General features: G+C 69.7%; 18 protein-coding genes and 1 tRNA gene. 7 read left to right on the forward strand and 12 right to left on the reverse strand.

Annotated features, from left to right (window positions below):
- Positions 1–35: 35 nt before the first annotated feature.
- The 3 genes from KPL78_RS01125 to KPL78_RS01135 all read right to left on the reverse strand — a co-directional run bounded on the left by KPL78_RS01125 (position 36) and on the right by KPL78_RS01135 (position 4,896).
- On the reverse strand, positions 36–1,571 hold the full coding sequence (locus KPL78_RS01125; RefSeq protein WP_219760804.1) for an AbgT family transporter: 1,536 nt from the start codon (positions 1,569–1,571) through the stop codon (positions 36–38).
- 10 nt (positions 1,572–1,581) lie between these two features.
- Positions 1,582–2,964 carry a M20/M25/M40 family metallo-hydrolase gene (locus tag KPL78_RS01130; protein WP_219760805.1) on the reverse strand — a complete coding sequence of 461 codons (1,383 nt, stop codon included), beginning with the start codon at positions 2,962–2,964 and terminating at the stop codon, positions 1,582–1,584.
- A gap of 249 nt (positions 2,965–3,213) precedes the next feature.
- Positions 3,214–4,896: a DcaP family trimeric outer membrane transporter gene (locus KPL78_RS01135; protein WP_219760806.1), complete on the reverse strand. Its 1,683-nt coding sequence runs from the start codon at positions 4,894–4,896 to the stop codon at positions 3,214–3,216.
- 169 nt (positions 4,897–5,065) lie between these two features.
- Between KPL78_RS01135 and KPL78_RS01140 the strand changes: the two genes are divergently transcribed.
- The 3 genes from KPL78_RS01140 to KPL78_RS01150 all read left to right on the forward strand — a co-directional run bounded on the left by KPL78_RS01140 (position 5,066) and on the right by KPL78_RS01150 (position 8,546).
- Positions 5,066–5,308: a hypothetical protein gene (locus KPL78_RS01140; protein ID WP_219760807.1), complete on the forward strand. Its 243-nt coding sequence runs from the start codon at positions 5,066–5,068 to the stop codon at positions 5,306–5,308.
- A gap of 82 nt (positions 5,309–5,390) precedes the next feature.
- A complete protein-coding gene (locus tag KPL78_RS01145; protein WP_219760808.1) occupies positions 5,391–6,908 on the forward strand; it encodes a serine hydrolase domain-containing protein in 1,518 nt (505 codons plus the stop codon).
- A 36-nt stretch (positions 6,909–6,944) separates the two neighbouring features.
- Positions 6,945–8,546, forward strand: a complete 1,602-nt coding sequence (locus tag KPL78_RS01150; RefSeq protein WP_219760809.1) for an ABC transporter substrate-binding protein — start codon at positions 6,945–6,947, stop codon at positions 8,544–8,546.
- 333 nt (positions 8,547–8,879) lie between these two features.
- Here the strand turns inward: KPL78_RS01150 and KPL78_RS01155 are convergent, their stop codons facing one another.
- From KPL78_RS01155 to fsa, 3 genes are read right to left on the reverse strand one after another with little or no spacing between them, the layout of a single operon-like run.
- Positions 8,880–9,812 carry a tyrosine recombinase XerC gene (locus tag KPL78_RS01155; RefSeq protein ID WP_219760810.1) on the reverse strand — a complete coding sequence of 311 codons (933 nt, stop codon included), beginning with the start codon at positions 9,810–9,812 and terminating at the stop codon, positions 8,880–8,882.
- A gap of 3 nt (positions 9,813–9,815) precedes the next feature.
- Entirely contained in the window at positions 9,816–10,439 is a 624-nt protein-coding gene (locus KPL78_RS01160) for a hypothetical protein (RefSeq protein ID WP_219760811.1), read from the reverse strand.
- Positions 10,440–10,492: 53 nt separating this feature from the next.
- Entirely contained in the window at positions 10,493–11,149 is a 657-nt protein-coding gene (gene fsa, locus KPL78_RS01165; RefSeq protein ID WP_219760812.1) for a fructose-6-phosphate aldolase, read from the reverse strand.
- 73 nt (positions 11,150–11,222) lie between these two features.
- Here fsa and KPL78_RS01170 point away from each other — a divergent pair, with 73 nt between their 5' ends.
- Positions 11,223–13,445, forward strand: coding sequence for a primosomal protein N' (locus tag KPL78_RS01170; RefSeq protein WP_219760813.1), 2,223 nt, complete (start codon positions 11,223–11,225; stop codon positions 13,443–13,445).
- Positions 13,446–13,535: 90 nt separating this feature from the next.
- A tRNA-Pro gene (locus tag KPL78_RS01175) sits at positions 13,536–13,612 on the forward strand.
- An 18-nt stretch (positions 13,613–13,630) separates the two neighbouring features.
- Here the strand turns inward: KPL78_RS01175 and KPL78_RS01180 are convergent.
- The 6 genes from KPL78_RS01180 to KPL78_RS01205 form a co-directional block, all read right to left on the reverse strand.
- Positions 13,631–15,214, reverse strand: coding sequence for an ABC transporter substrate-binding protein (locus tag KPL78_RS01180; protein WP_219760814.1), 1,584 nt, complete (start codon positions 15,212–15,214; stop codon positions 13,631–13,633).
- A 68-nt stretch (positions 15,215–15,282) separates the two neighbouring features.
- Complete coding sequence (locus KPL78_RS01185) at positions 15,283–16,224, reverse strand: dimethyl sulfoxide reductase anchor subunit family protein (RefSeq protein ID WP_219760815.1); 942 nt, start codon at positions 16,222–16,224, stop codon at positions 15,283–15,285.
- Positions 16,221–16,958: a 4Fe-4S dicluster domain-containing protein gene (locus tag KPL78_RS01190; protein WP_219760816.1), complete on the reverse strand. Its 738-nt coding sequence runs from the start codon at positions 16,956–16,958 to the stop codon at positions 16,221–16,223. Before KPL78_RS01190 ends, KPL78_RS01185 begins: the two co-directional genes overlap by 4 nt.
- Positions 16,955–19,810, reverse strand: coding sequence for a molybdopterin oxidoreductase family protein (locus tag KPL78_RS01195; protein ID WP_219760817.1), 2,856 nt, complete (start codon positions 19,808–19,810; stop codon positions 16,955–16,957). Before KPL78_RS01195 ends, KPL78_RS01190 begins: the two co-directional genes overlap by 4 nt.
- A gap of 393 nt (positions 19,811–20,203) precedes the next feature.
- Positions 20,204–21,760: an ABC transporter substrate-binding protein gene (locus tag KPL78_RS01200; RefSeq protein WP_219760818.1), complete on the reverse strand. Its 1,557-nt coding sequence runs from the start codon at positions 21,758–21,760 to the stop codon at positions 20,204–20,206.
- Positions 21,757–22,434 carry a phosphoribosyltransferase gene (locus KPL78_RS01205; RefSeq protein WP_219760819.1) on the reverse strand — a complete coding sequence of 226 codons (678 nt, stop codon included), beginning with the start codon at positions 22,432–22,434 and terminating at the stop codon, positions 21,757–21,759. Before KPL78_RS01205 ends, KPL78_RS01200 begins: the two co-directional genes overlap by 4 nt.
- 67 nt (positions 22,435–22,501) lie before the next feature.
- Here KPL78_RS01205 and KPL78_RS01210 point away from each other — a divergent pair, with 67 nt between their 5' ends.
- A complete protein-coding gene (locus KPL78_RS01210) occupies positions 22,502–23,683 on the forward strand; it encodes an amidohydrolase (protein ID WP_255568499.1) in 1,182 nt (393 codons plus the stop codon).
- Positions 23,680–24,600, forward strand: a complete 921-nt coding sequence (locus tag KPL78_RS01215) for a nucleoside hydrolase (protein WP_219760820.1) — start codon at positions 23,680–23,682, stop codon at positions 24,598–24,600. The genes KPL78_RS01210 and KPL78_RS01215 overlap by 4 nt, the downstream gene beginning before the upstream one ends.
- Positions 24,601–24,624: the final 24 nt, after the last annotated feature.

Consider the following 24,624-nt stretch of genomic DNA (forward strand, 5'->3'; position numbering starts at 1 on the left):
CGGGCGGCGGCGTCGCCCCTGCCGGCCGCCACCCGCTAGAGGCCCCAGGGCAGGCCCAACAGGTGCCAACCCGCCAGGAACACCGTCCAGATGATCGAGATCCAGATGACGTAGGGCAGCATCAGCGCGATGACCGTCCCGACGCCCGCATCCTTCTGGTACTTGATGGCGAAGGTGACGATCATCGCGAAATAGGCGTTGAGCGGCGTGATGGAGTTCATCGGGCTGTCGCCGACGCGATAGGCCGCGAGCACGGCCTCGGGCTCCACGCCGAGCTGCATCAGCAGCGGCACGAAGATGGGCGCGAAGATCGCCCATTTCGCGATGGCCGCGGTGATGATCAGGTCGAGCAGGAAGACCACGAAGACAAAGCCGATCAGCAGCCACAGCGCGTCGAGGTTCATCGCCTGCAGCACGCGGCCGAGGGAAACCGCGGCCAGCGTCGCCATGTTGGTGTAGTTGAAGAAGGCGATGAACTGGCTGATCACCAGCAGCAGCAGGATCAGCCCGGCCAGGCCCGTGATCGCCTTCTGCATAGCCGCGATCACGTCGTTGGTATGCTTCATCGTCCGCGCGCCGAAGCCATAGGCCGCGCCGCTGACCAGGAAGATCAGCGCGATGGACACGATCAGGCTGGTCATGAAGGGCGAGTTGCCGATGATCGCCCCGGTTTCCGGATGGCGCAGTGGCGCGCCCGGCGGCAGCACCAGCAGCCCGATGAAGGCGAAAGACGCCAGCATCCCCCACAGCGCGTAGCGCAGGCCGCGCTGTTCGTCGTCCGACAGCCCGGTTTCCCCTGGCACGACATAGTCGCCCGTGTAGGGGCCGAGACGCGGTTCCACGACCTTCTCGGTGATGATCGCGATCAGAACGGTCAGCATCACCACGGAGCCGATCGAGAACCACACATTCGCGGCGAGGTCGATCGACCGCGTCGGGTTCACCAGGCGGATGGCGTCGTTGGTGATTTCCGTGAGGATGCCGTCCACCGGCACGATCAGGATGTTCACCAGGAAGGCCGAGGCCACCGCGGCGAAGGCCGCCGCAAGCCCGGCGAGGGGATGGCGCCCCACACTGATGAAGGCGGCTGCGGCCAGCGGGATCAGCACCAGATACCCCGCATCGGCCGCGATGGAGGAGAGGATGCCGACGAAGACGAGGATATAGGTCAGCGCCTTGGGCGGTGCGACCACCACGAGCTTGCGGATCAGCGCCTTGACCAGCCCCGCTTCCTCGGCGACGCCGACGCCGACCATCGCGACGATGATCACGCCCACCGCGTTGAAATTCATGAAGTTCTGGATGACGCCGGTGAACATGAAGCGGATGCCCTCGGCCGTCAGCAGGCTGCGGGCATGGGTGCTGGCCGGTTCGATGTCTCCCGTGGCGGGGTTGTAGGCCTGGTAGGTGACATGCACGCCCATCGCGCCAAACACGGCCGACAGTGCGATGACCGCCAGGATCAGGTAGACGAAGATCATCACCGGATGCGGCACGCGGTTGCCCGCGCGCTCCACCGCATCCAGGATCTTCTGCATCGTCGTCTTGGACGGTTCCGCCAACACGGTCATGGCCGCTTCCTCATTGTGCCAGGGCGTGGAGGATCCGGGCCCAGGACCGCATGCCCTTGCGAAAGGACTGCAGGTCGTACTTCTCATTGGGGCTGTGGATGCGGTCGTCCTCCAGCGCGAAACCGGCAAGGATCACGTCCATGCCCAGCGCCTTCTTCAACTCGGCCGTCACGGGGATCGATCCGCCGCCGCCGATGAAGACAGCCGGCTTGCCCCATTCGGCCGTCAGCGCGTCGCGCGCCTTGCCGAAGGCGGCGTCGTCGATCGGGAAGCGGATCGCGCTGCCCGAACCATGCTCGATGAATTCAACCTTGCAATCGGCCGGGATGCGGGCGCGGACGAAGTCGCGGAAGGCAGCGCGGATCTTGTGGGGATCCTGATCGAAGACGAGACGGAAGGAGATCTTTGCCGAGGCCACCGAGGGGATCACGGTCTTGAAGCCGGCGCCCTGATAGCCACCGCCCATGCCGTTCACCTCGCAGGTCGGGCGCGACCAGGTCATTTCCAGCACCGAGCGCCCCTTCTCCCCCGCCGGCACCGACAGGCCGATCGCGCCAAGGAAGGCGCCGGCATCGAAGTTCAGGCTGTCCCACTGCTTCTTCAGCGCATCGGGCAGTTCTGGCACGCCGTCATAGAAGCCGGGCAGGGTGATACGGCCATCCGCGTCGCGCAGATCGGCGATGATGCGCGCCAGAATATGATTCGGGTTCGCCGCGGCCGAGCCGTAGAAGCCGGAATGCAGGTCGCGGTCGGCGGCGGTGATGATGATCTCCTCCCCGCACAACCCGCGCAGCATGGTCTGGATCGCCGGCGTCGCGGCATCCCACATGTTGGTATCGCAGATCAGGCCAATATCGGCCTTCAGCTCAGCGGCGTGCTGCGTCAGGAAGGATGGCAGGTTCACCCCGCCCGATTCCTCCTCCCCTTCCAGCAGCACCGTCACCGGGATGGGCAGGGCGCCGGCGACGTCCTTCCAGGCGCGACAGGCCTCGATGAAGGTCATCACCTGGCCCTTGTCGTCCGAGGCGCCGCGGGCGCGGATCATCTTGCTGCCGTCCGGACGTGTCTCGAGTTTCGGCTCGAAGGGGTCGTGGTCCCATAGGTTCAGCGGATCGACCGGCTGCACGTCGTAATGGCCGTAGAACAGCGCTGAGGGGCCGCTCGCGCCACGATCATGCGCGACGACGATCGGGTGCCCGGGGGTCGCCCGCGCCTCGGCGGTGAAGCCGATCGAAGCGAGGTCCGCCGCATGCCAATCCGCGCAGGCCTGGCACTCCGCGGCATAGGCCGGGTCGGTCGAGATCGACTTGATGCGCAGCAGCGCGAAAAGGCGGTCGAGCGCGGCATCGGCATTGGCGTCGATGCGGGCGAGGACGGCGTCGAGCGTGTCCATGGCGGGTCCCGGGATTCAGGGTTGGTTTGGGCGGTGTCGTGTCGTCGGTCGCGCGCGGCGGGCGCCAACCGGACTCTGGGTGCCGGTCATCGGCGTTCCTTCCCGTCACGGTCCGCGCGGTATCGTCGCGGGCCGATGTCGTCCTGCGGCGCGCGATGGCGTGCCTGTTGGCGAAGTCTAGGCGCCATTTGCGTTGAGCGGCAGCAGCTTACCGTTCCGTGCCTTGGCGGGCCGTCCCGCGGGGAGGCGTCAGAAGCGCGCAATGGCGGCGAAGAGGATGCGGTTGGCGATGGCATAGCCGTCGCCTGCAGCCCCGGTGGCGAGCGACCCGCCATAGACGTCGCGCCGCGTGAACAGATACTCGACGCCGAGGTCGAGCCAGCCCGCGTTGAAGACGCCGTCGCGGATCTCGCCGAAGGGGCTCCAGATCAGGTTGGCGAAGACCTGCTGGTATTCCCGGTTCAGCGCCAGCGCGGCGGGCGAGCCGGGGGTGAAGCCCAGCGCATAGGACGGGAAGTCGTTGCGCGAATAGGAGAAGGCGACATTGCTGCGCAGCGTCGGGGCCCAGAACCGCCGGTAGGCCGCTGTCGCGCCGTAGGTCGCGATGGTGTCGAGGCTGGGGCTGGTCACCCCCGGCAGGCCGAGATTGGTGACGGCATCCTGCCCGAAGGTCTGCCCCGCGAAATACCGCCCGATGCCGTCGCCGTAATAGGCCATGACGGCAAGCTCATCCGGCCCGAACCCTTCCCACAGCATGCGCATCGGGAAGCGCATCATGCCGGCGAATCCCCAGGCCGGCGCAGTCTCGGACACCGAGGGCGACGCCGACGTGCCGGCGGTGCGGATCTCGATCTGGCGCAGCAGGCCGCGCAGGTTGAATTCCAGCCCGTTCTGCCGCCAGGTCAGCCGGCCGAGCAGATCCGGCACCGAGTTGAAGGCCGGGCTCGCGCCGCCCTGCATGCTGGTGGTCGGGGTGAAGACGCCGGCGACGGAGGTGTAGGTGGTCTCCGGCGCTTCGATCGAGACCATGCCGGTCAGGTTGTCCGCAAGCCGCCCGGTCGCGCGGATCTGCGCCTGGCGCACGAAGGACTGGTTGAGGTTGGTGGCGTCGATCAGCGTTTCGAAGACGCCTTCGTTCCACAGGCTGTTGGCCTGGCCGACCAGCACGCGGAAGCTGTCGTCGCCGAGTTCGGCCCAGGCCTGGCGCAGACGGAAGACGGCATTCGTGGTGTTCGGCGCGCCGCCGCCGAAATCGCCCTCGATCCTCGTTTCGAGCGTGCCCCAGGCGGTCAGGGTGCGCGTGTCGATGCCGAAGCGGCTGAAGCGTGCCGTCATGGCGAAGTCGCCACCCTGCTCGTCGGCCGGGCTGCCGATCAGCGGGATGGTCTGCGGTGGCGGCGCATCGGTCTGGTTGCGCGGCCCGAAATCATAATAGCCGGTCAGCTTGGCGAAGCCGTAGAGCCGCACCTGCGTCTCGGTGCCCGGCACGCGGAAGGCGACGCCCGGCAGGTCGGGGCGCAGCGCTTCCTCGGTCGCATAGTAGTCGCCCATGCGTTCGGGCGGGTCGAGGCCCGGGATCGGCGCCGTCTCGGCGGCGAGAGCCTGCCGGGCTGCCCGCGCCTCGGCGGCGGCGGCGCGTGCTTCCGCGGCGGCTGCGCGTGCGTCAGCCTGGGCTGTGGCCGCGGGAGGGGCGGGTGGGGGTGTCGGGGCCGCGCGTGGCGTGGCGCGCCGCGTCGGCGTTGGCGTCGCTACCGGTCGAGCCGCAGCCCGCGCCTCGAGCTGTTCGAGGCGCTGCCGCATCTCCTCGAGCTGGCGGCGGAGCTCGGCGATGACCGCGGCGTCGTTGCCGCCGGCCTGCGCCAGCGCACTCTGCGGACAGGCGATCATGGCCAGGGCGGCGGTGAGCCCGAGATCGCGCAGAATGCGTCGCATGGTCGCCATGCGCCGCGGTGGCATCGCACCATGCATGCTGGTTCCTCCCCGCAGGCGACGTATCCCCGGCGACGCTAGGGGGCGCGATCCGCCGCAACAATGCGGTCACGGTCTCCGGCCTGTGCCCGGCGTCCCGGTCTCCGGCATGTGCCCAGGCGGCGGGGACGCCATGCGCGGTCTCGGCACTGTCCGCCAAGGACACGACGTATCCGGCACCTCCGGAACCGCGCTGGTTCTGCCCTGCCTTCTGCCGGCGAATCCGGTGATCGGCGTGGTGCGCTCCACCACTCCATTGGTGCGCGCCACGGGCCGCGTGCGGGAGGTGTCGCCGTGCGTCGATGCGGTGGGGGATGTCGACCGGATGGTTCCGGCCGGCAAGGTCGCTCCGGACGATGCGGGCCGCTATTTCTGAGGGCTGGCTCCACGCCGGCGACCCGGTCGGGACGTGGCCGCGAGCCCCTGGCCACGCGCGGCACGCGGGTGCAGCATGCGGCATGGCCGAACTCGACTGGAAGGCGGCGTGTCGCGCCGCCGATGCGCTCTGTGCCGCCTGGCCCGATGACACGCCCGGCGGCACCATCCTGATCTTCGATCGCAACGGGATGCGCGGCACTGCGCAAGGCGGCTGCGCGTCGCTGGTGCACGGGCTGCCCTTCACGCCGGATACGCCGACGCGGTTCGCCTCCATCACCAAGCATGTCTTCTGCGCCTTTGCGCTGAACCAGGGGCTGGACATGCAGGCGCCGCTCGGCGCGCTGCACCCGGGGCTGCCGGCCGCTTTCGCCGACGTGCCCGCCTTCCGCGCCCTGTCTATGACCGGTGGCCTGCCGGACCTGATGCAGTCCTACGTGATCTGCGCCACACCGTCCTCGGCGATGCTCGACGTCGCGGCGCTCGATGCCTTCACGCTCACCCTGCCCGGCCTCGACAATCCGCCGGGGGTCGAGATGTCCTACTCCAACACCGGCTATCGCGTGATGGAACAGGCGCTCGCGGCGCGCGGGGCGGTGTTTCGCGACTGGGTCGAGGTCACGCTGAACAGTGCGCTCGGCACGCGCTTCGTCTTCCCGGCGGGCTGGGATTCGGTGGTCCCGGGCCTCGCCGACGGCTATTGGCGGGAGGCGGGCGGACCCTGGCGCATCGGCGGCTACGGCATGGCGCTCTCGGCCTCCGGCGCGCTGACCGGCAGCGCGCGGGACCTGTCCGTCTGGCTCGCGGCACTATTGCGGGGCGAGGGCCCGGCGGGCGGGCTGCTGGACCGGATGGCGACGCCGGTGACGCTGACCGATGGCCGTGCCGTCGATTACGGGCTGGGCCTCGCGCATTGCCGGCTTGGCGGGCGCCCTCTGCTCGGCCATGGCGGGCACCTGACCGGGTTCAAGAACCATTTCCTGGTCGATCGCGAGGCGGGCTGGGGCGTCATCGCGCTGTCGAACCGGGAGGAAACGGACCCCTTCCTGCTGGCGCTGCGCGTCGCTGCCGCGCTGACCGGTGCGACGCTACGCGACCCGGCGCCCAATCTGCTGCCCGAAGGCTTCTTCGTCGAGGCCGACGGCCCGTGCTGGATCGAACATCGCGCCGGCGCACTGACCTTCCTTGGCGCGCGGGAGATGCTCTACGCCGGCGATGCGCCGGGCGAGGCCGTGTCGCTGTCGCCCTACCTGCCGATTCGGCTGCAGCGCGACGGCGACGCCATTGCCGGCGAGATCGGCCATGTCGCCCGCCGCTTCCTGCCCGTGCGCACGGATGCCGCGCTGTCGTCCGGCTTTGCCGGTACCTGGCGGGCCGCGGCGCAGCACGCGACGCTGACCGTCACGCCCGATGGCATGGTCGAAGCCGGCGGCGGCGCGCTGTTCCGTCGGGCGGCGCTCATGCCGCTCGACGCCACGCGCGCGCTGATGCCGGTCGGCGCGCTGCCCTGGCCCGGCCGCGCCTGCGCCTGGCTGCATGCGCCGGACATGCTGCGCCTTGTCACCAACCGCAGCCGCGTGCTCGACTTCACGCGCGCCTGAATCAACGCACACGGCTTCATTCCTCGGGATTTCCGGATGCCTCTTCTCGCTTCGCTTCGCCGTTCCCTGCTGGCGGCGGCCTCGATGTTCGCGCCAATCGCCGCCACGGCGCAAACCACGCCGCCCGACGCGCGCGTGCTGCGCGTCGTGCCGCATGCGGATCTGCGCACGCTCGACCCCATGGCGGTGTCGGTGACCATCACCCGCATGCACGGGCTAATGATCTATGAAACGCTGTTCGCGTGGGACAGCCAGCTCAACCCGCGGCCGCAGATGGTGCAGGACGTCACCACCAGCCCCGATGGCCTGGTCTGGCGCTTCACCCTGCGCGAGGGGCTGAAGTTCCACGATGGCCAGCCGGTGACGTCGCGCGACGTGGTGGCGTCGCTGCGGCGCTGGATGGCGCGGGACGTGGTGGGCAGCCATCTCGGCGCGCGCGTCGCGTCGCTGGAAACGGATGGCGACCGCGGTATCGTCATGCGCCTGTCGCGCCCGCATGCCTTCGTGACCTATGCGCTGGGCTCGGCGGTCGGCGCGCTGCCGGTCATCATGCGGGAAGCCGACGCCCAGGCCGAACCGGGCGTGCCGATCACCACGACCATCGGCTCGGGCCCCTTCCGCTTCAACCGCGACCAGTGGCTGTCCGGCCAGCGCGTCGTCTATGACCGCAATCCGGACTACGTGCCGCGCAGCGAGCCGGCGGATGGTCTGGCCGGCGGCCGCGTGGTGAAGGTCGATCGCGTCGAATGGCGCATCATGCCCGATGCCGCGACTGCGGCCGCCGCCATCCAGACCGGCGAGATCGACATCTGGGAACAGCCGGCACTCGACCTGGTGCCCGCCATCACGCGCCGCCGTGACGTGGTGGTGGACCGGCTGAACGGCATCTCGACCCAGGCGATGCTGCGGCCGAATACCATCTTCCCGCCCTTCAACGATCCGCGCGCGCGCCTCGCCCTCGCCTACGCCACGGACCAGGCGGATGCGATGGCCGGCGGTTGGGGCGATGAGCGCTGGTGGCGGCGCTGCGACGCCTATTTCGTCTGCGGCACTTCCATGGCGAGCGAGGCGGGCGCCGAGGGCTATGCCCGCCCCAACCTCGAACGTGCGCGGTCGCTGCTGCAGGAAGCGGGATATCGCGGCGAACGCATCGTCTTCATCACCAGCAACGACATCGCGCCGATCGGGCGGATGGCGGAGGTGGTGGCCGCCAATCTGCGCGCCGTCGGCATGAACATCGACCTTCAGGTGAATGACTGGGGTACGGTGGTCACCCGCCAGCCGCGGCGCGATCCGCCGGACCAGGGCGGGTGGAACCTGTTCGTCACCTTCGCCTCGGGGGCGACGATGCTGCACCCGCTGACGAATATCGGCGCCAACATGTCCTGCGATGGCCGCAATTGGGCAGGCTGGCCTTGCGACGAGGAGGCCGAGCGCCTGCGTGCCACCCTGCTCGATGCGCCGGAGGGCGCGGAGCGCCAGCGTGCGGCCGAGGCGCTGCAGCGGCGCCTCGCCGAGGTGCAGCCCTATCGCGTGCTGGGGCAGGTGGACCAACCCTATGCGAGGCGGGCGAATGTCATGGGCATGCTGAACTCGCCCGTGATGCTGTTCTGGAACGTCGAGAAGACGACGCGATAGGCAGGCGACCGCATCGGGTGTCGGATCGGAGAGGGGCGCGGCCCCTCTCCAGGCCCGCCACCGGGTGAAAGGGCAACTCTTCGATCGGCATCACCGCTGGCAGCGGTGCCACCCGGCTACCGGGCGCCGGAGGGCGCCCGACCCTCGCTTGACCAGCGCGCAGGCGCGCAATCGGGGGCGGAGAACGACAAGCTGACCCGTATCGGGAGGTCGAACGCGACGATAGCCGCCGTGTCGCGCCGGCCGCCGGCGACGAGGTCGAGCCGGCTGCGGCGCGGGCGACGCGACGTGCGATCGCGCATCACGCGCCAAGCCCTTCGCGGCATGGGCCATTCACCCAGCCCGCGGATGCGCCTTCTTCCACGTCGCGAGCAGCCCGGCCGCGTCCACCGCGGTGTAGCGCTGCGTCGTCGACAGGCTGGCATGGCCGAGCAGTTCCTGGATCGACCGCAGATCCGCCCCGGCGCCCAGCAGATGGGTCGCGAAGGAATGGCGCAGCGCATGGGGTGTAGCGTGTTCGGGAAGGCCGGCGAGGCGGCGGAACTCCCGCAGCGATTTCTGCGCCACCGCGGGGTCGAGCCGCCCGCCGCGCGCCCCGAGGAACAGCGGATCGCCGGGATCACCGGCGCCCCGCTGACGCAGATAGGTCGCGATCGCCTCCCGCACCACGGGCAGCACCGGCACCAGGCGTTCCTTCGATCCCTTGCCGATGATGCGCAGCGCGGTGTCCCGGCCAGGCAGGGGGGCGTCGCGCAGGTCCAGGGACAGCGCCTCGGCGATGCGCAGCCCGGCGCCATAGAGCAGCGCGAACAACGCGGTGTCGCGTGCCGCCTGCATGTCGGGCCGTTCATGCCGGCCGAGGCTGTGGACCTCGCCGACCTCCCGCGCCACCGCGCGCGCCTGGTCGGGCGTCAGCGCCCGAGGGATGGGGGCTTTCGGCCGCGGTCCGCGAATGGCGCCGAGCGGCAGCGCCGCCATGGCATGATGCCGGGTGAGATAGCGCAGGAAGCCGCGGATCGCCGCCAGCCGTCGTGCGCGCGTCGCGGTGGAATCTCCTTCATTGGCCCGTTCGGCGAGGAAGGCCCGCAGATCGGCCGGTCGCAGCGCGCCGAGCGCGGCGAGATCCGGCTCCCCGCCCAGATGCCGCGTCAGGAAGCCGAGAAATCCGGCTGCATCCTGGCCGTAGGCTTCGAGCGTGTTTGCGCTGGCGCGGCGTTCGCGTGCCAGCCAGTCCAGCCAGGCGTGCCGCGCCTGTTCGCCCGTCATGCCCTATCGCGACAGCGCGGCCGCCACGGCGCGGCCGAGGAAGGCCAGGACCGAGACGGTCTGGCGCAGCGGCAACGAGGCGGCTTCGCGCGCGCCGACCGCGATCAGCGCCGGCGGGCCGAGCGGCAGCGGCACGCGGGCCAGGGCATCACGTTCCACCAGGGGCGCAGCCTCGGCATGCAGCATCTCGAGATCGGTCGGGGAGGTACGCACCACGGCGTCGCGCCCATGACCCACCAGCCGCGCGACCGCACCGCGCGGCAGGCGCAGCATGCCGGCAGGCAGCGGCACCGGACCGATCCCCGGCTCGGCGGCGAGGGTGCAGGTCTCGACCCCGAGCAGTGCCGGCACCTCCTGGGTCACCGCTTCCATCACGTCCGGGGCGCGCATCAGGGCGAGCACGGCGAGGCGCACCCTCAGGGACAGGGCAGCGCCGGCACGCCCGGCCTCGATCGCCGCGACGAACTCCGATTCCAGGGCGCGGGCGCGGCCACGTTCGGCGGCGAGCATCGCCGCCATGTGGTCGGCCAGGTTCTCCCCATGCAGCCGTCGCGGCGGCATGAGGACCCGGTAGATGTCCGGGCGTTCCGACAGGAAGCCCGGGTTGGCGCGTAGGTACGCTTCCACCTCCTCCGCCTGGAGATCCGGTGCAGGGATAGCCTGGGCAGGGAGGTGCGCGCTCATAGGATCGATTGTCCCGTCTTCTTCCAGTCGGCCAGAAAGGCCTCCAGGCCGCGATCCGTCAGGGGGTGCTTCAGCAGCATCCGGATGACGTTCGGCGGAAGGGTTGCGACGTGGGCGCCGAGCTTTGCTGACTCGACCAGGTGGATCGGATGGCGGACCGACGCTACCAGAACTTCGGTCTTAAGGTTTGTATAATTTTTGTAGATCTGGACAATGTCTGCAATCAAACGCATGCCATCACTTGAAATATCATCCAGCCGCCCAACAAATGGAGAGATAAAGGTGGCCCCTGCCTTGGCGGCGAGCAGTGCCTGTGCGGCGCTGAAGCAGAGCGTGACATTGACCATCGCGCCGTCGTTCGCGAGCGTACGGCATGCAACCAGCCCCGCTTCCGTCAGAGGCACCTTGACCGCCACATTGGGGGCGATGGCCCGCAGCGCCTTGCCTTCGGCGATCATGCCGGCGGCGTCGGTGGCGGTGACTTCGGCGCTCACGGGGCCGGGGGTGATGGCGCAGATCTCCGCGATGACGGTCTTCATATCGCGACCGGATTTCGCGATCAGAGACGGATTGGTAGTGACGCCGTCCACGAGGCCGGCCTCGGCCAGGGACCGGATGTCGGCGACCTCGGCGGTATCGACGAAGAACTTCATGCTCAGAAACCTTCCAGGGGTAGATTGCAGCGCGCGCGGAACGACCGCCGTGCGGATGATCACAGTCTAGCTCATGCATACAATCAATACAGGAGACGCCGATGAGGTTGCATCTGTTGTTGCGTTAGCGGCACGTCTTCGCGTGCTGCTCCCCCTTCCACTTGCCGATGCATACGATTATCGCGCGCCGGTAGGGGCGGTGGTCCCGGTGGGCGCCTTCGTGGTTGTGCCACTGGGGAGACGGCAATCCATTGGTGTGGTATGGGATGGTGATCCCAACCCCGGGTTGTCCGAAAAGCGGCTGCGCAGCGTCGAGCAGGTGCTCGATGCCCCGCCCATGACGGCGACGCTGCGCCGCTTCGTCGACTGGGTCGCCGCCTATACGCTGAGCCCGCCGGGGGCCGTGCTGCGCATGGCGATGAGCGCCCCCTCGGCATTGGAGGCGCCCGCCCCCAGGGCCGGCTGGCGCCGCGCGCCCCATCCGCCGGACGGCGCGCGCATCACGCCGCCGCGGCGCCGGGTGCTCGACCTGCTGGCCGACGACACGCCGCGCGCGGGCGGGCAGATCGCGGAAGCGGCCAGCGTGGCGCCCGCCATCCTGCGCGGCATGGCCGATGCCGGGCTGATCGAGCCCGCCCTGATGCCGCGCCAGGCGGCCTTCACCCGGCCCGACCCCGACCACCCCGGACCGTCCCTCGGTCCCGAACAGGCGACCGCGGCTGACGCCCTGCGCGCCGCCGTGTCACGCCGCGCCTTCTCCACCACGCTGCTGACCGGGGTGACGGGGTCGGGCAAGACCGAGGTCTATTTCGAAGCCGTGGCCCAGGCCCTGCGCGAGGGCCGGCAGGCCCTGGTGCTGCTGCCGGAGATCGCGCTCTCCGCGCAGTGGCTCGACCGCTTCCGCGGCCGCTTCGGCGTGGCGCCGGCGCTGTGGCATTCCGAACTGACCCCCCGCACCCGGCGCGAGACCTGGCGCGCCGTGGCGGAAGGCGAGGCGCCGGTGTTGGTCGGCGCGCGGTCCGCTCTGTTCCTGCCCTTTCCCGATCTCGGTCTGATCGTGGTGGATGAGGAGCACGAGACCGCCTTCAAGCAGGAGGAAGGTGTCGTCTATCACGCGCGGGACATGGCGGTGGTGCGGGCGCGGCTGTCCTCGGCGGCGTGTGTGCTCGCGAGCGCGACGCCGTCGCTGGAAAGCACCACCAATGCGGCGACCGGGCGCTATGCCTCTGTGCATCTGCCGGCGCGCCATGGTGGGGCGGAGATGCCCGATGTCGCGCTGATCGACCTCCGCCGGACGCCGCCGGAACGCGGACATTTCCTGTCTCCGCCCCTGGTCGAGGCGGTGACGCAGACGCTGGCGCGCGGGGAACAGGCCATGCTGTTCCTGAACCGCCGTGGCTATGCGCCGATGACGCTGTGCCGCGCCTGCGGCCATCGCCTGCGCTGCCCCAACTGCACGGCCTGGCTGGTCGAGCACCGCGCCGCGCGGCGGCTGCAATGCCACCACTGCGGCCATGTCGAGGCTCCGCCGGAGGCCTGCCCGAATTGCGGCGCGCCGCATTCGACCGTGCCGATCGGCCCTGGCGTCGAGCGCGTTCTGGAAGAAGCGACCGCTCTGTGGCCCGAGGCGCGGCGCCTGGTCATGGCCTCGGACACCATACCCGGCCCCGCGGCGGCCGCGGCGGCGGCACAGGCGATCCAGAACCGGGAGGTGGACCTGATCATCGGCACGCAGATCGTCGCCAAGGGCTGGCATTTTCCGCATCTGACCCTGGTCGGCGTGGTCGATGCGGATCTCGGCCTGGCGGGGGGCGATCTGCGCGCCTCAGAACGCACGTTCCAACTCCTGCACCAGGTTGCCGGCCGGGCGGGGCGTGAGGAGCATCGCGGCCGCGTCCTCCTGCAATCCTTTGCGCCCGAGCACCCGGTGATGCAGGCGCTGGTTTCCGGCGACCTCGATGCCTTCATGGAGGCCGAGGCCAATGACCGCCGCCCCGGCCATTGGCCGCCCTTCGGCCGCCTCGCCGCGCTGATCGTCAGTTCCGAGGACGAACGCGCGGCGGAGCGCACGGCGCGCGACCTGGGCCTGGCGGCGCCGGGCGGGGAGGGGGTCGAGGTGCTGGGCCCGGCCCCGGCTCCGCTCGCCATCCTGCGCGGCCGGCACCGCCGGCGGCTGCTGCTGAAGACGCGGCGGGACATCGCCGTGCAGCCACTGCTGCAGGATTGGCTGGCGAAAGTGACGGTGCCGGGGAATGTCCGGGTGCAGGTGGATGTCGATCCGGTGGGGTTCCTGTAGGGCGGAAGGCCCGGATGTCCGATGCTGAACGTCTTCCGCCACCGGGGGGTGGCATCCCGCTGCGGCCGGTGCTAAACGGCGCGTCCCGGTCGGAGCGTAGCGCAGCCTGGTAGCGCATCAGTCTGGGGGACTGGGGGTCGTGGGTTCGAATCCCGCCGCTCCGACCAATCCCGCCCCCCTTCACGTCAATTTCGGCGCACCGCCTGCGGCAGGAACGCCCCATTGTAGTAGGGCGTGACCGACAACGGCTTGCGCGCCGCGTAGACATAGGCCGGATGGTAGATCATGTGCATGATCGCCTCCTCGCCGATCGCAATCTCCGAGGCCTGGGCCAGCAGGGCGTTGCGGCGGGTCTCCTCCATTTCACGCAGCGCTTCCGCCACGACCGCGTCGGCGCGGGCGCTCGCATGCCGCGTGCGGTTCGCGGTACCGAGCCCGCGATCCCGGTCATAGGCATGCAGCAGCGCGCGATAGGCGTAGGAGACGTTGTCCGCGCCGTACTGGGCCGCGAAGACGCTGAATTGCTGGCGCGCCGCGGCGGGGAAGAAGGCGGCGTTCGGTAGCGTCGCAACGTCGGTGCGCACGCCGATGCGCGTCCAGAACTGGGCGATGGCCTGTGCCACCTTCTCGTCGTTCGGATAGCGGTCGTTGGTCGCGTGCAGGGTAATCTGGAAGCCGTTCGGGTAGCCCGCCTCGGCCAACAGCCGCCGGGCGCGGTCGGGGTCGTAGGGGGTGACGCGCAGGTTGGACGAGGTCCCCGGCGTGCCGTCGGGCAGCACGTTCGAGGCGATGGTCGCCGCCCCTTCCATCACCCGATCCACGATGGCCTGGCGGTTGATGGCGAAGGACAGCGCCTGGCGCACCCGCACGTCCTTCAGCGGATTGCGCGTCATCGGCTGGCCGTTCGCGTCACGGATCTGCGGCGAGACGTCGCGGTCCATGTCCATCGCGATGTACATCACGCGCATGCCCGCGGTCTGCGTGACGTTCAGCGCCGGATCGCCGCGCATGCGGCCGAGATCCTGGATCGCCACCTCATCCGCCGCCTGCACGTCGCCGGCGAGCAGCGCCGCCATGCGGCTGGAATCCCCGGCGATGACCTTGAAATGGGCGCTTTCGAATTCCGGGCGGGTGCCGAACCAGTTCGGGTTGCGCCGCATGGCGACGAATTCGCCGAAGCGGTAGTCGGTCAGCGCATAGGGGCCGGAGAAGATCTTCACCGCCTGGCTGTTGAAATCCGCCGTGCGCAGATTGGGGCCAAGCGCCTTCGAGATCACCGCGATCTCGGTCATGTCCTCGACCATGAAGGGGTAGGGCGCCGTGGTGTGCAGCAGGATGGTGTGGGCATCCTTCACCTCGGTCCTCGCGATGGCGCGCACGAAGATCTGGTAGGCGCCGGCCGAGCCCTCGATGGTCGGCACGCGGGCGAGGGAATAGGCGACGTCCTCGGCGGTGATCGGGCTGCCGTCGGAGAACTTCGCATCGGCGCGTATGCGGAATTCCCAGGCCGCGCCTTCGTTGATCGGGCGCCAGGATTCCGCGACGCCGGGCTCGGGCTTGCCGTCGGGCGTCATGCCGACCAGGCGGGCATGCAGCGCGCGCAGCAGGTTCTGCTCGCCGGACAGGCGGAAATGCGGGTCCATCGAGGTCGGGCTGAGCTTGAGGCCCAGCCGGAGCCCGGAGGCATCCGCCTGGGCCGCGGCGCCGCGCGGCAGGGCAGCGACGGCCAATGCTGCGGCGCCGCCGCGCAGAAAGGTCGAGCGCTTCATGGTTTTTTCCTCCCGTGATCGTTGCGGCGATCCTCCGGGAGGCAGGGCGGCGATGCAAGCGCGGCGCGTCAGCGCCGGTCGGGCACCCCGTAATAGACGCTGACGGTGTGCGTCGCCTCGGCGAACATCAGCCAGCGTTCGGCGAGCAGGCCGGCCGTCGCCAGCGCCACGGCGGCGACGGCCAGCACGCCGCCGACCACGCCACCGGCCAGGTAGACCAGCAGCATCAGCAGGGCCGGCGCCGCGAAGCCTGCCAGCGCGGCAATGCGCCGCAGCCGCGCCGCATGTACCCGCGCGATGCGGAAGGCCATCTCGCGCAGCAGGTAGTTGGTCTCGGTGTGCGGCGGGTCGAGCGGCCGCACCGTGCCGATGAAGCCGAGCCCCGTCGCGCTCTCCATCGTCGCGACCGGCCGGCCGCCATCCACGCTCGACCAGTAGAGGCGCTTCAGCAGGAAGGCACAGGCGCCCAGCACCGCGGCGATCGCCGCCGGTACCGCCGCCGCGCCCCAGAAGGCCGCGATCAATGCCAGCAGCACCGCCCCGGAGAAGGCGCCGAACAGCAGATAGCACGGCACGACGAGAGGATGGTGCCACTGCCGGATGGTCTTCAGCGACGCGTAGATCATCCCCGTGCAATAGACGGTGATCGCCGCGCCAGCCGCGGACAGCAGCCCCATCGGCCGCGCCAGCGCCTCATTGTCCGCGGCCAGCGCGAGGAAGAGCAGCCCGGCCGGCGCGAAGGTCACGACGGCCGCAACACCCTCCCGCGACAGCCAGGAGGACCGCCACTGGCTGAGCGCCCGCCAGGCGCGCTCTGGCCGGCCGAGATGCGCCGTGGAGGACAGCAGCCCGAACATCACCAGCACGAGCGCGAGGCCGCAGGCCGCGACGCCGAAGCCCGCGTTGGCCGGCACCAGCCCGAAGAACCGCAGCAGCCCGAGCCAGAACAGCAGCCCGTAACCGGCGCCGGAGCAGACGGTGAAGAAGACGATCGAAGGCGCGGGATTCATCGCGAGAGAACCTTGTCCACCCAGCGCAGCAGCGGGTTGGTGATCTGGGAGGGCAGGGGACCGGCATCCTTGGGCGGACCGGCGTCGACCTTGGGCGCGCGACGTGGCGGCAAATACCGGTTCACCGGCTTGTAGCCGAGCTCGGGCATCAGCTCGAAGCCGCCACGCTCGGCGACCAGCTTCGACACGTCGCTGTCGGGATCACCCAGGTCGCCGAAATGCCGTGCATTGGCCGGGCAGGTCGAGACGCAGGCAGGGACGCGCCGCGCCTCGGGGATTTCCTCGTTGTAGATGCGGTCGATGCAGAGCGTGCACTTCTTCATCACGCCCTGATCCTCGTCGAATTCGCGCGCGCCATAGGGGCAGGCCCAGGCGCAGAGCTGGCAGCCGATGCACATGTCGGTGTTGACCAGCACGATGCCGTCCTCGGCGCGCTTGTAGGACGCGCCGGTGGGGCAGACGGTGACGCAGGCGGGCGTTTCGCAATGCAGGCAGGACCGCGGGAAATGCACCGTGCGGCCGGCCTCGCCATCGCCGGCCTCATAGGAATGGACGCGATTGAACCACACGCCCTCCTGCCCGGCCGAATAGGGATGCTGGTCCGGCAGCGGGCCCATATGCCCGCTGGTGTTCCATTCCTTGCAGTTGGTTGCGCAGGCCTGGCAGCCGACGCAGGTGTCGAGGTCGATGACGAGGCCGAGCTTCTTCGCCCCGGGTTGCGGCAGGGATGTCATCGGCGCGTCTCCGCCACGTCATAGCGCAGGATATCGGGTGGGGCCGGCATGTCCGGCGGGGGCTTCAGCATGGTCGGCAGCGGATCGGTGATGCCTTCCTCGCCGGGGGCGACCTTGGTCACCTTCACGCGCAGATCGTACCAGGCGGCCTGGCCGGTGACCGGGTCGGCATTGGCCAGGCGCGGGCCGGTCTGCGCGGGCAGCCATTCGCTGATCACATGGTTCAGCAGGAAGCCGCGCTGGGCCTCCGCCGCGTCGGGGGAGAGCATCCAGGCGCCGGCGCGCTTGCCGATGGCGTTCCAGGTCCAGACGGTGTCGCGGTTCACACCTTCCATCAGGCTGAGCTGCGCCTTGACGCGTCCGCTGCGGCTTTCGACCCAGACCCAGTCATCCTGGGCGAGGCCCTCGGCGGTGGCGCGTTCGCGCGACATGTACAGCTTGTTGGAGCCATGGATCTGCCGCAACCAGGCATTCATCGAGCCCCAGGAATGGTACATCGCCATCGGCCGCTGCGTGACCGCCGAGAGCGGGAAGGGCTCGGTGTCGTGCTGCTGCTGTTCGAGCGGCGTGTACCAGATGGGCAGCGGGTCGCAGTAGGTGCGCACGCGTTCGCGCAGATGCTCGGGCGGCTGCTTCGCGCCATGACCCTCGGCGGCGAGGCGGAACTTCTGCAGCGGCTCCGACCAGATCTGCAGCACGATCTGGTTCGACTGGCCCTGCATGCCCATCGCCTTGGAGTTCGCCAGATAGGTCGCGTTGGCGTGCTTGAAGTAGGATTCCTCAGGCGCGAGGTGGTGGCGCCAGAAGCAGCCATTCTCGACATAGCGCTTGAGCTGGTCGGGATTGGGTTCGCCGACACCCTTCTTCGACCCGTCCTCGCCGCGCCAGCCGGCCAGCGGACCCACGCCGGGCGTGCGCTGGTGGTTGGTCAGGTAGTCGGGATAGTCCTTGAACTTCGGCGAGCCGTCTTCCTTGGTGAAGGCCGGCAGCCCAAGCCGCGCGCCGAGCGCGATCAGCACATCCTGGAAGGGCCGCACGTCGCGGTCGGGCCTGATCACCGGCTGGCGGATGGCATCGCCCGGCCCGTGGGAAGACCCGATCGGACGGTCGAGGATGGAGATCGCATCCCAGCGTTCCAGATAGGTCGTGTCCGGCAGGATCAGATCCGCATAGGGGACGGTCTCGCTGAAATACGCGTCCGAGTAGATGACGTGCGGGATGACGTAGTCGCCATTCTCCTCCTGCGCCGTCAGGCAGGCGATGGTCTCCAGCGGGTTCATCGCGCTGTTCCAGGCCATGTTCGCCATGAACATGAACAGCGTGTCGATCTTGTACGGGTTGCCCGCCGCGGCATTGCCGATGACGGTGTGCATCATCCCATGCAGGCCGAGCGGCGCTTCCCAGGAGAAGGAGTGGTCGATGCGCAGCGGCGTGCCGTCATCCTCGACCAGCAGATCGTCCGGCCCATGGGTGAAGGAGAGGATGTTACCCGCGAGTGGCGTGTTCGGCTTGGCACCCTTGCCGGCCGGGCCGGGACCCGGCGGGATCGGCCGCGGGAAGGGCGATTTGTAGCGCCAGGAACCCGGCGTATCGACGGCGCCCAGGATCATCTGCAGCAGATGCAGCGCGCGGCAGGTGTGAAAGCCGTTGGAATGCGCGCTGATGCCGCGCATGGCGTGGAAGGAGATGGGGCGCCCGACCATCGTGCCATGCTTGCGGCCCCAGACATCGGTCCAGGGAATGTCGAGCGTCAGCGGATGGTTGAAGGCGATGTCGGCGATCTCGGCGGCGAGGCGCCGGATGCGATCGGCATCCAGCCCGCAGCGTTCGGCGACCGCCTCGGGCGCGTATTCGGCACCGAGATAGCGCTCGGCCATCAGATGGAAGACCGGCTGCACGCGGCGGCCATCGGGCAGCGTGAACTCGCCGACCAGAACGGGCGAGAGATCGGCGGTCTCGGCGAGGATCGCGCCACGCGCGCGGTCCCAGGCGAGCGGCTTGCCATCCGCGTCGCGCGCGAACAGCCCGTCATCCGCCCCGCCCGGATTGCGCACCACCAGCCAAGGCGCGTTGGTGTAGCGGACCAGGAACTCGCCATCGACGCGGTCGGTGCGGATCAGCTCATGGATCAGCGCCATGATGAACAGCCCGTCCGTGCCCGGACGGATGCCCACCCATTCATCGGCGATCGCCGAATAGCCGGTGCGGACCGGATTGACCGAGACGATCTTCGACCCGCGCTTCTTCAGCGCGGCGAGGCCGGTCTTGATGGGGTTGGAATCATGATCCTCGGCGACGCCGAAGATCATCAGGTACTTCGAGTGCTCCCAGTCGGGCTCGCCGAATTCCCAGAAGGATCCGCCGATGGTGTAGAGCCCGCCGGCCGCCATGTTCACCGAGCAGAAGCCGCCATGGGCCGCGAAATTCGGCGTGCCGAACTGCGCCGCCCAGAAGCCGGTCAGCGACTGCGACTGGTCGCGCCCGGTGAAGAAGGCGAGCTTGCGCGGATCCGTCTCCCGCACATGCTTCAGCCAGCCGGTGGCGATCTCCATCGCCTCGTCCCAGGAGATCTCGGCGTATTCACCCGACCCACGCGGGCCGACACGCTTCAGCGGCGCTTGCAGCCGCGCCGGCGAATACTGCGTCATGATCCCGGCGCTGCCCTTGCCGCAGAGCACGCCCTTGTTCACCGGGTGGTCGGGATTGCCTTCGATGTAGCGGACGCGGCCGTCCTTCAGGTGCACGCGGATGCCGCAGCGGCAGGCGCACATGTAGCAAGTGGTAGTCTTGACCTCATCGCCGATGGGCGCGGAGGTGATGATCCTGTCTGTCGCGCCGCCATCCGCTGGCATGGTCGCTCCCCGTCACGTAATGCGGGCGAGTAGGACACGCTCCGGACGGTGATGCCAAGGGGCCGGGGCACTGATGCGATCTGTTCGCAATTGGGCGTGGGGTATATCCCGGCTACTGGGATTTTTCGGGCCTGATCAGGGGCTTCCAACAAGAAGGTCGGAGGGACGCCGTCCCTCCGAACCACCCTGCCAGGGGCTTGGAGCCCCTGGACCGCAATCTGTTGGCGCGGGGCGCGACTGCCGCGCCGGGGCCCTTGTCGCGCGAACAGGGCGCATGAGCGGGTTTCGCCACTCGTTCCGCCATTGGTGCGCGGCGCCAGGTAATGGTTTCCAAAGGCCTCGGGCCTTTGGCGGGGTGGCTTGGAGGGGCGGCGCCCCTCCAATGCGCCAGTCTCAGCGTACGCGCCCCGCCGAGAAGGCCAGCGTCATCTCATCTGTCCGCGCCTCATAGGTCACGCCCTGCCGCATCGCCCAGCTGTTCACCTGGAAATAGAGTGGGATCAGCGACGTCTCGTCGCGCAGCGCGCGGCGTGTCGCCTCCTGCGTCAGGCGCTCGCGTTCGGCGTTGTCCATGGTGGTGCGCGCGCGCTGGATCAGCGCGTCGATCTCCGGGTTGCTGAACCGCCCGCGATTCGCGGTTCCGAGGCCGAGCGCCGTGTCCCAGCTATGCACCTGCGTCTCGAGCATCCCGAGCACCTCGGGGTTGGGCGAGAAGCCGGCGAGGTTCACGGAGTAGCGCAACTGCGCCGCCTCGGTCAGCCAGACGCCGCGGGGCTTCACCTCGACGGTGGCTTGCAGGCCGATGCGGGTCCAGAACTGGGCGATGGCCTGGACCACCTGCTCATCGTTCACGTAGCGGTCGTTGGGGCCGTTCACCTGGACCGCGAAGCCGCGCGGGAAGCCAGCCTCGGCGAGCAGGCGGCGCGCCGCCTCGGGGTCGTAGGGCGGTGGCGTCAGGTCGGGCGAGGTGCCGAAATAGCCCTGCGGGCCAAGATCGCCGGCGGCGACAGCCTGGCCCTGCATGGTGCGGGTGACCAGCGCCTCGCGATTGATGGCGATGGACAGGGCGCGGCGCACCCGCGCGTCGCGCAGCGGATTGCGCAGAGGCGCGCCGTCGGGGACGCGGATGAAGGGACTTTCCTCGCGCCCCGAATCGAGGGTGAGGAAGATCAGCCGGTTCGACGGGCTTTCCGCGGTGGCGAAATGCGTGTCCGTCTTGAAACGGGCGAACTGGTCGGGCGGGACGATCTCGATCAGATCGACATCGCCGGAGCGCAGGGCGGCGACACGCGCGCCAGCATTGCCGATCGGGCGGAATTCCACCGTGCCGAAGGCAGGCGGCGTGCCGGCGAAGGCGTCATTGCGCGCATAGCGCACCGGCTGGCCGGGCTGCCAGGAGGCGAGCCGATACGGCCCGCTGCCGATCATGGCCGAGCCATCATTGAACATCGCGGTGGTCAGCCCATCGCGCTTCGGCACGATCATCACCAGGGCGAGCTGATTCAACAGAAGCGGGAAGGGACCATGGGTGCGGATGCGGATGGTGTGCGGCCCGACGCTCTCCACCGCCGCGACGGGCCGCGTCGCATAGCGGAAGGACGACGGCGAGTTCGGCACATCGCCCGCGCGCTGGATGGTGAAGGCGATGTCGTCCACGGTGACCGGGCGGCCGTCGGAGAAGCGCGCCGCCGGGTTCAACTCCAGCTCCCAGGTGGTGTCATCCACCACGCGCCAGGACTTCGCGATGGCCGGCCGCAGCACCTGGCGCGCATCCTGTTCCGCCAGCGGCTGGAAGACGTGCCGCGCGAAGGCGATGTTGGTGATCAGGCTGGCGTAGTGCGGGTCGAGGCTGGTGGGCCCGGCCTCCACGCCGATGCGCAGCTCCGCGCGGTCCTGCGCGGCGGCGGGGAAGGCGAGGGCGGTGAAAGCGGCAAGCAGCAGGCGCTTCATGCGGCGGTCCTCTGGCAGAGTTCGGTCGGCGCGGTCTCCGGCGCGGGCATCCAGCCGCCGGGGACGCGGGTGAACAGCGGCGTGGCGAAGGCCGCGCGCACGGGGATGTCGGCGGGCCAGGTGGCGCGCCAGCGATCGCCTTGGGCCATGGCGACCAGCAGCGCCGCCGGCCGCACCCCCGCGCGTTCCAGCAGCGCGACGCCAGCCAGCGCCGAGGAGCCGGTCGAGATCACGTCATCCACCAGCAGCGCACGGCGCCCGGCAAGCCGCGGCAGGATGCGCGGGTCGAGCCACAGCCGCCGCTCGCTCGGCGCGGTGGAGGAGGAGGCTGGCACCGACAGTGCCTCCTCATACCAGCGCTTGCGCGACCAACCGGGGGCGACCCAGTTCGTGTGGCCCAGTGCCTCGGCGACGACCGGCGCGAAGACCTGGCCGAGCGTCGGCAGGCCGACCACGACCTCCGCACCCAGGTCCCGCGCCACATCGGCCATCCACAGCCCGATGCGCTTCGCCACCGCGATCGCGGCTTGGTTGGCGATGAACCCGGCGACGGCGATGTCCCCGTAGTCGCGCAAGGGCAGCACCAGCCGCGAGCCATCGGGCATGGGCGCTGGGTAGCGGTCGGTGAACGGTCCCTCGGCGCCGGAGGCATCGAAGGATTGCCAGAACTCCATGGGTCAGCCTGTGGTGGAAGAGCCGCCAAAATGGCAAATTCGCGGCAGCGCAGCAACGGAGACCACCATGCCGAGCCCGGACGACCTGATGCCCCTGGCCGCCGAGATGACGGCCTGGCGGCGCGACTTCCATGCGCATCCGGAACTGGGCTTCGAGGAGACCCGTACCGCCGGCATCGTCGCCGACCTGCTGAAGCAATGGGGCATCGCGGTCGAGGACGGCATCGGCGTGACCGGCGTGGTCGGCACGCTGACCGGCACGCGGGGTGCGGGCGGCAACCGCGCCGTGGCGCTGCGCGCCGACATGGATGCGCTGGCGATGCCGGAAGCGACGGGCGCTGCCTACGCCAGCACTGTTCCGGGGAAGATGCATGCCTGCGGTCATGATGGGCACACGGCGATGCTGCTCGGTGCCGCGCGCTGGCTGTCGGAGAATCGCGACCGCTTCGGCGGCACGGTGCATTTCGTCTTCCAGCCGGCGGAGGAATCGCTCGGCGGCGCCGCGCGCATGGTCAAGGACGGGCTGTTCGACCGATTCCCCGTTGATGCCGTCTACGGCATGCACAACCTGATGAACCTGCCGCTGGGCACGATCGCGGTGCCGAAGGGCGCGGTGCTGGCGTCCTCCGATACCTGGGAAGTCACCTTCCACGGCGCGGGCGTGCATGGGGCGCGGCCGCATCTCGGCACGGATGCGCCACTCGCCGCCGCGCAGTTCATCGCCGCCCTGCCGATGATCGTGGCGCGGGAGATCGACCCGCTGCAGGCCGCGGTGCTGTCGGTCGGGCACATGGCGGCCGGCGCGCGCAACGCGCCGAACGTCATTCCGTCCGAGGTCTTCCTCTGCGGCACCGCCCGCGCCTTCAACGAGGCGGTGCGCAGCCATCTCGAAGCCCGCCTGGTCGAAGTCGCGCACAGCGTCGCGACGACCTGCCGCGTGCGGGCCGAGCCGCGCTACATCCGCCGCATCTCGCCAACCGTGAACCATCCGGCGCAGGCGGCCGTGGCCTTCGGCGCGGCACAGGCTTCCGCAGGCGCCCTGGCGATGGACGACCATCCGCCGCTGACACCGGGCGAGGATTTCTCGGAATTCCTCGCCGAACGCCCCGGCGCCTATGTCTGGCTCGGCACCGGCGCACCCGCGCATCCCGAGGGTGTCCATCATAACCCGCACTTCGACTTCAATGACGAAGCCCTGACGCATGGCGCGGCCTTCTGGTGCTCCCTGGTCGAACAGGAACTGGCATGACACGCCGCGTCTGCCTCATCGACACCGATCCGGGCACGGATGACGCGGTGGCGCTGTGGCTCGCGCTGGCGAGCCCGGAACTGGATGTCCGCCTGGTCACCGTGGCCGGCGGCAATGTCGGGCTGTCGCATACGCTGCGCAACGCGCGCGCCATAGTCGGGCTGACCGGGCGCGCCGTGCCGGTGGTGGCGGGCGCCGAAGGCCCGCTGCTCGGCGCCTTCCGGTCCGAGACCCAGGTGCATGGCGCGGATGGGTTGGCCGGGGTCGCGCTGCCCGAGGGCCCACCAGCAACCCCCGGCATCGCGGCGGATGCGATCCGCGCCCTGCTGCGCGCCGAGGAGCGCGTGACGCTGATCGGCATCGGCCCGGCGACGAACCTTGCCCTCGCCCTCGCCACCGAACCCGCGCTGGTGGATCGGGTGGAGGAGATCGCGCTGATGACCGGCGCCTGGGCCGAGGGCAACATCACGCCTTCCGCCGAGTTCAACGCCTGGTCCGACCCGGAATCGCTCGCGATGCTGCTGGAATGCGGGCGGCCGGTGACGCTCGCGACGCTGGAGCTCACCGCCCAGGCGCTGGTCACGCCCGACCGCATCGCGGCGTTGCGCGCCGCGGGCGGGGGTGCCTGCCTCGATGCCGCTGCGCGCATCATGGGCTCGGTGCCGCCCTCCCGCCGCTTCGGCCATCGCGGGCATCCGCTGCACGATCCCTGCGCCGTCGCCTGGCTGCTCGATCCGACGCTGTTCACCCATCGCGATGTGCATGTGCATGTCGAATGCGCGGGCGTCGCGCGCGGCCGCACCGTGGTGGATCGTTGGGAACGCAGCGGGCAGGCGCCGAATGCCCGGCTGCTCGAAACCCTCGACGCCGGCCGCTTCTTCGCCCTGCTGACGGAACGCCTGGCGGCGCTGCCATGACGCTTGCTCCCGCTCGCGTGACAC

Source organism: Roseomonas alba, assembly GCF_019430885.1.
In the GTDB taxonomy this organism is placed as follows: Bacteria; Pseudomonadota; Alphaproteobacteria; order Acetobacterales; family Acetobacteraceae; genus Neoroseomonas; species Neoroseomonas alba.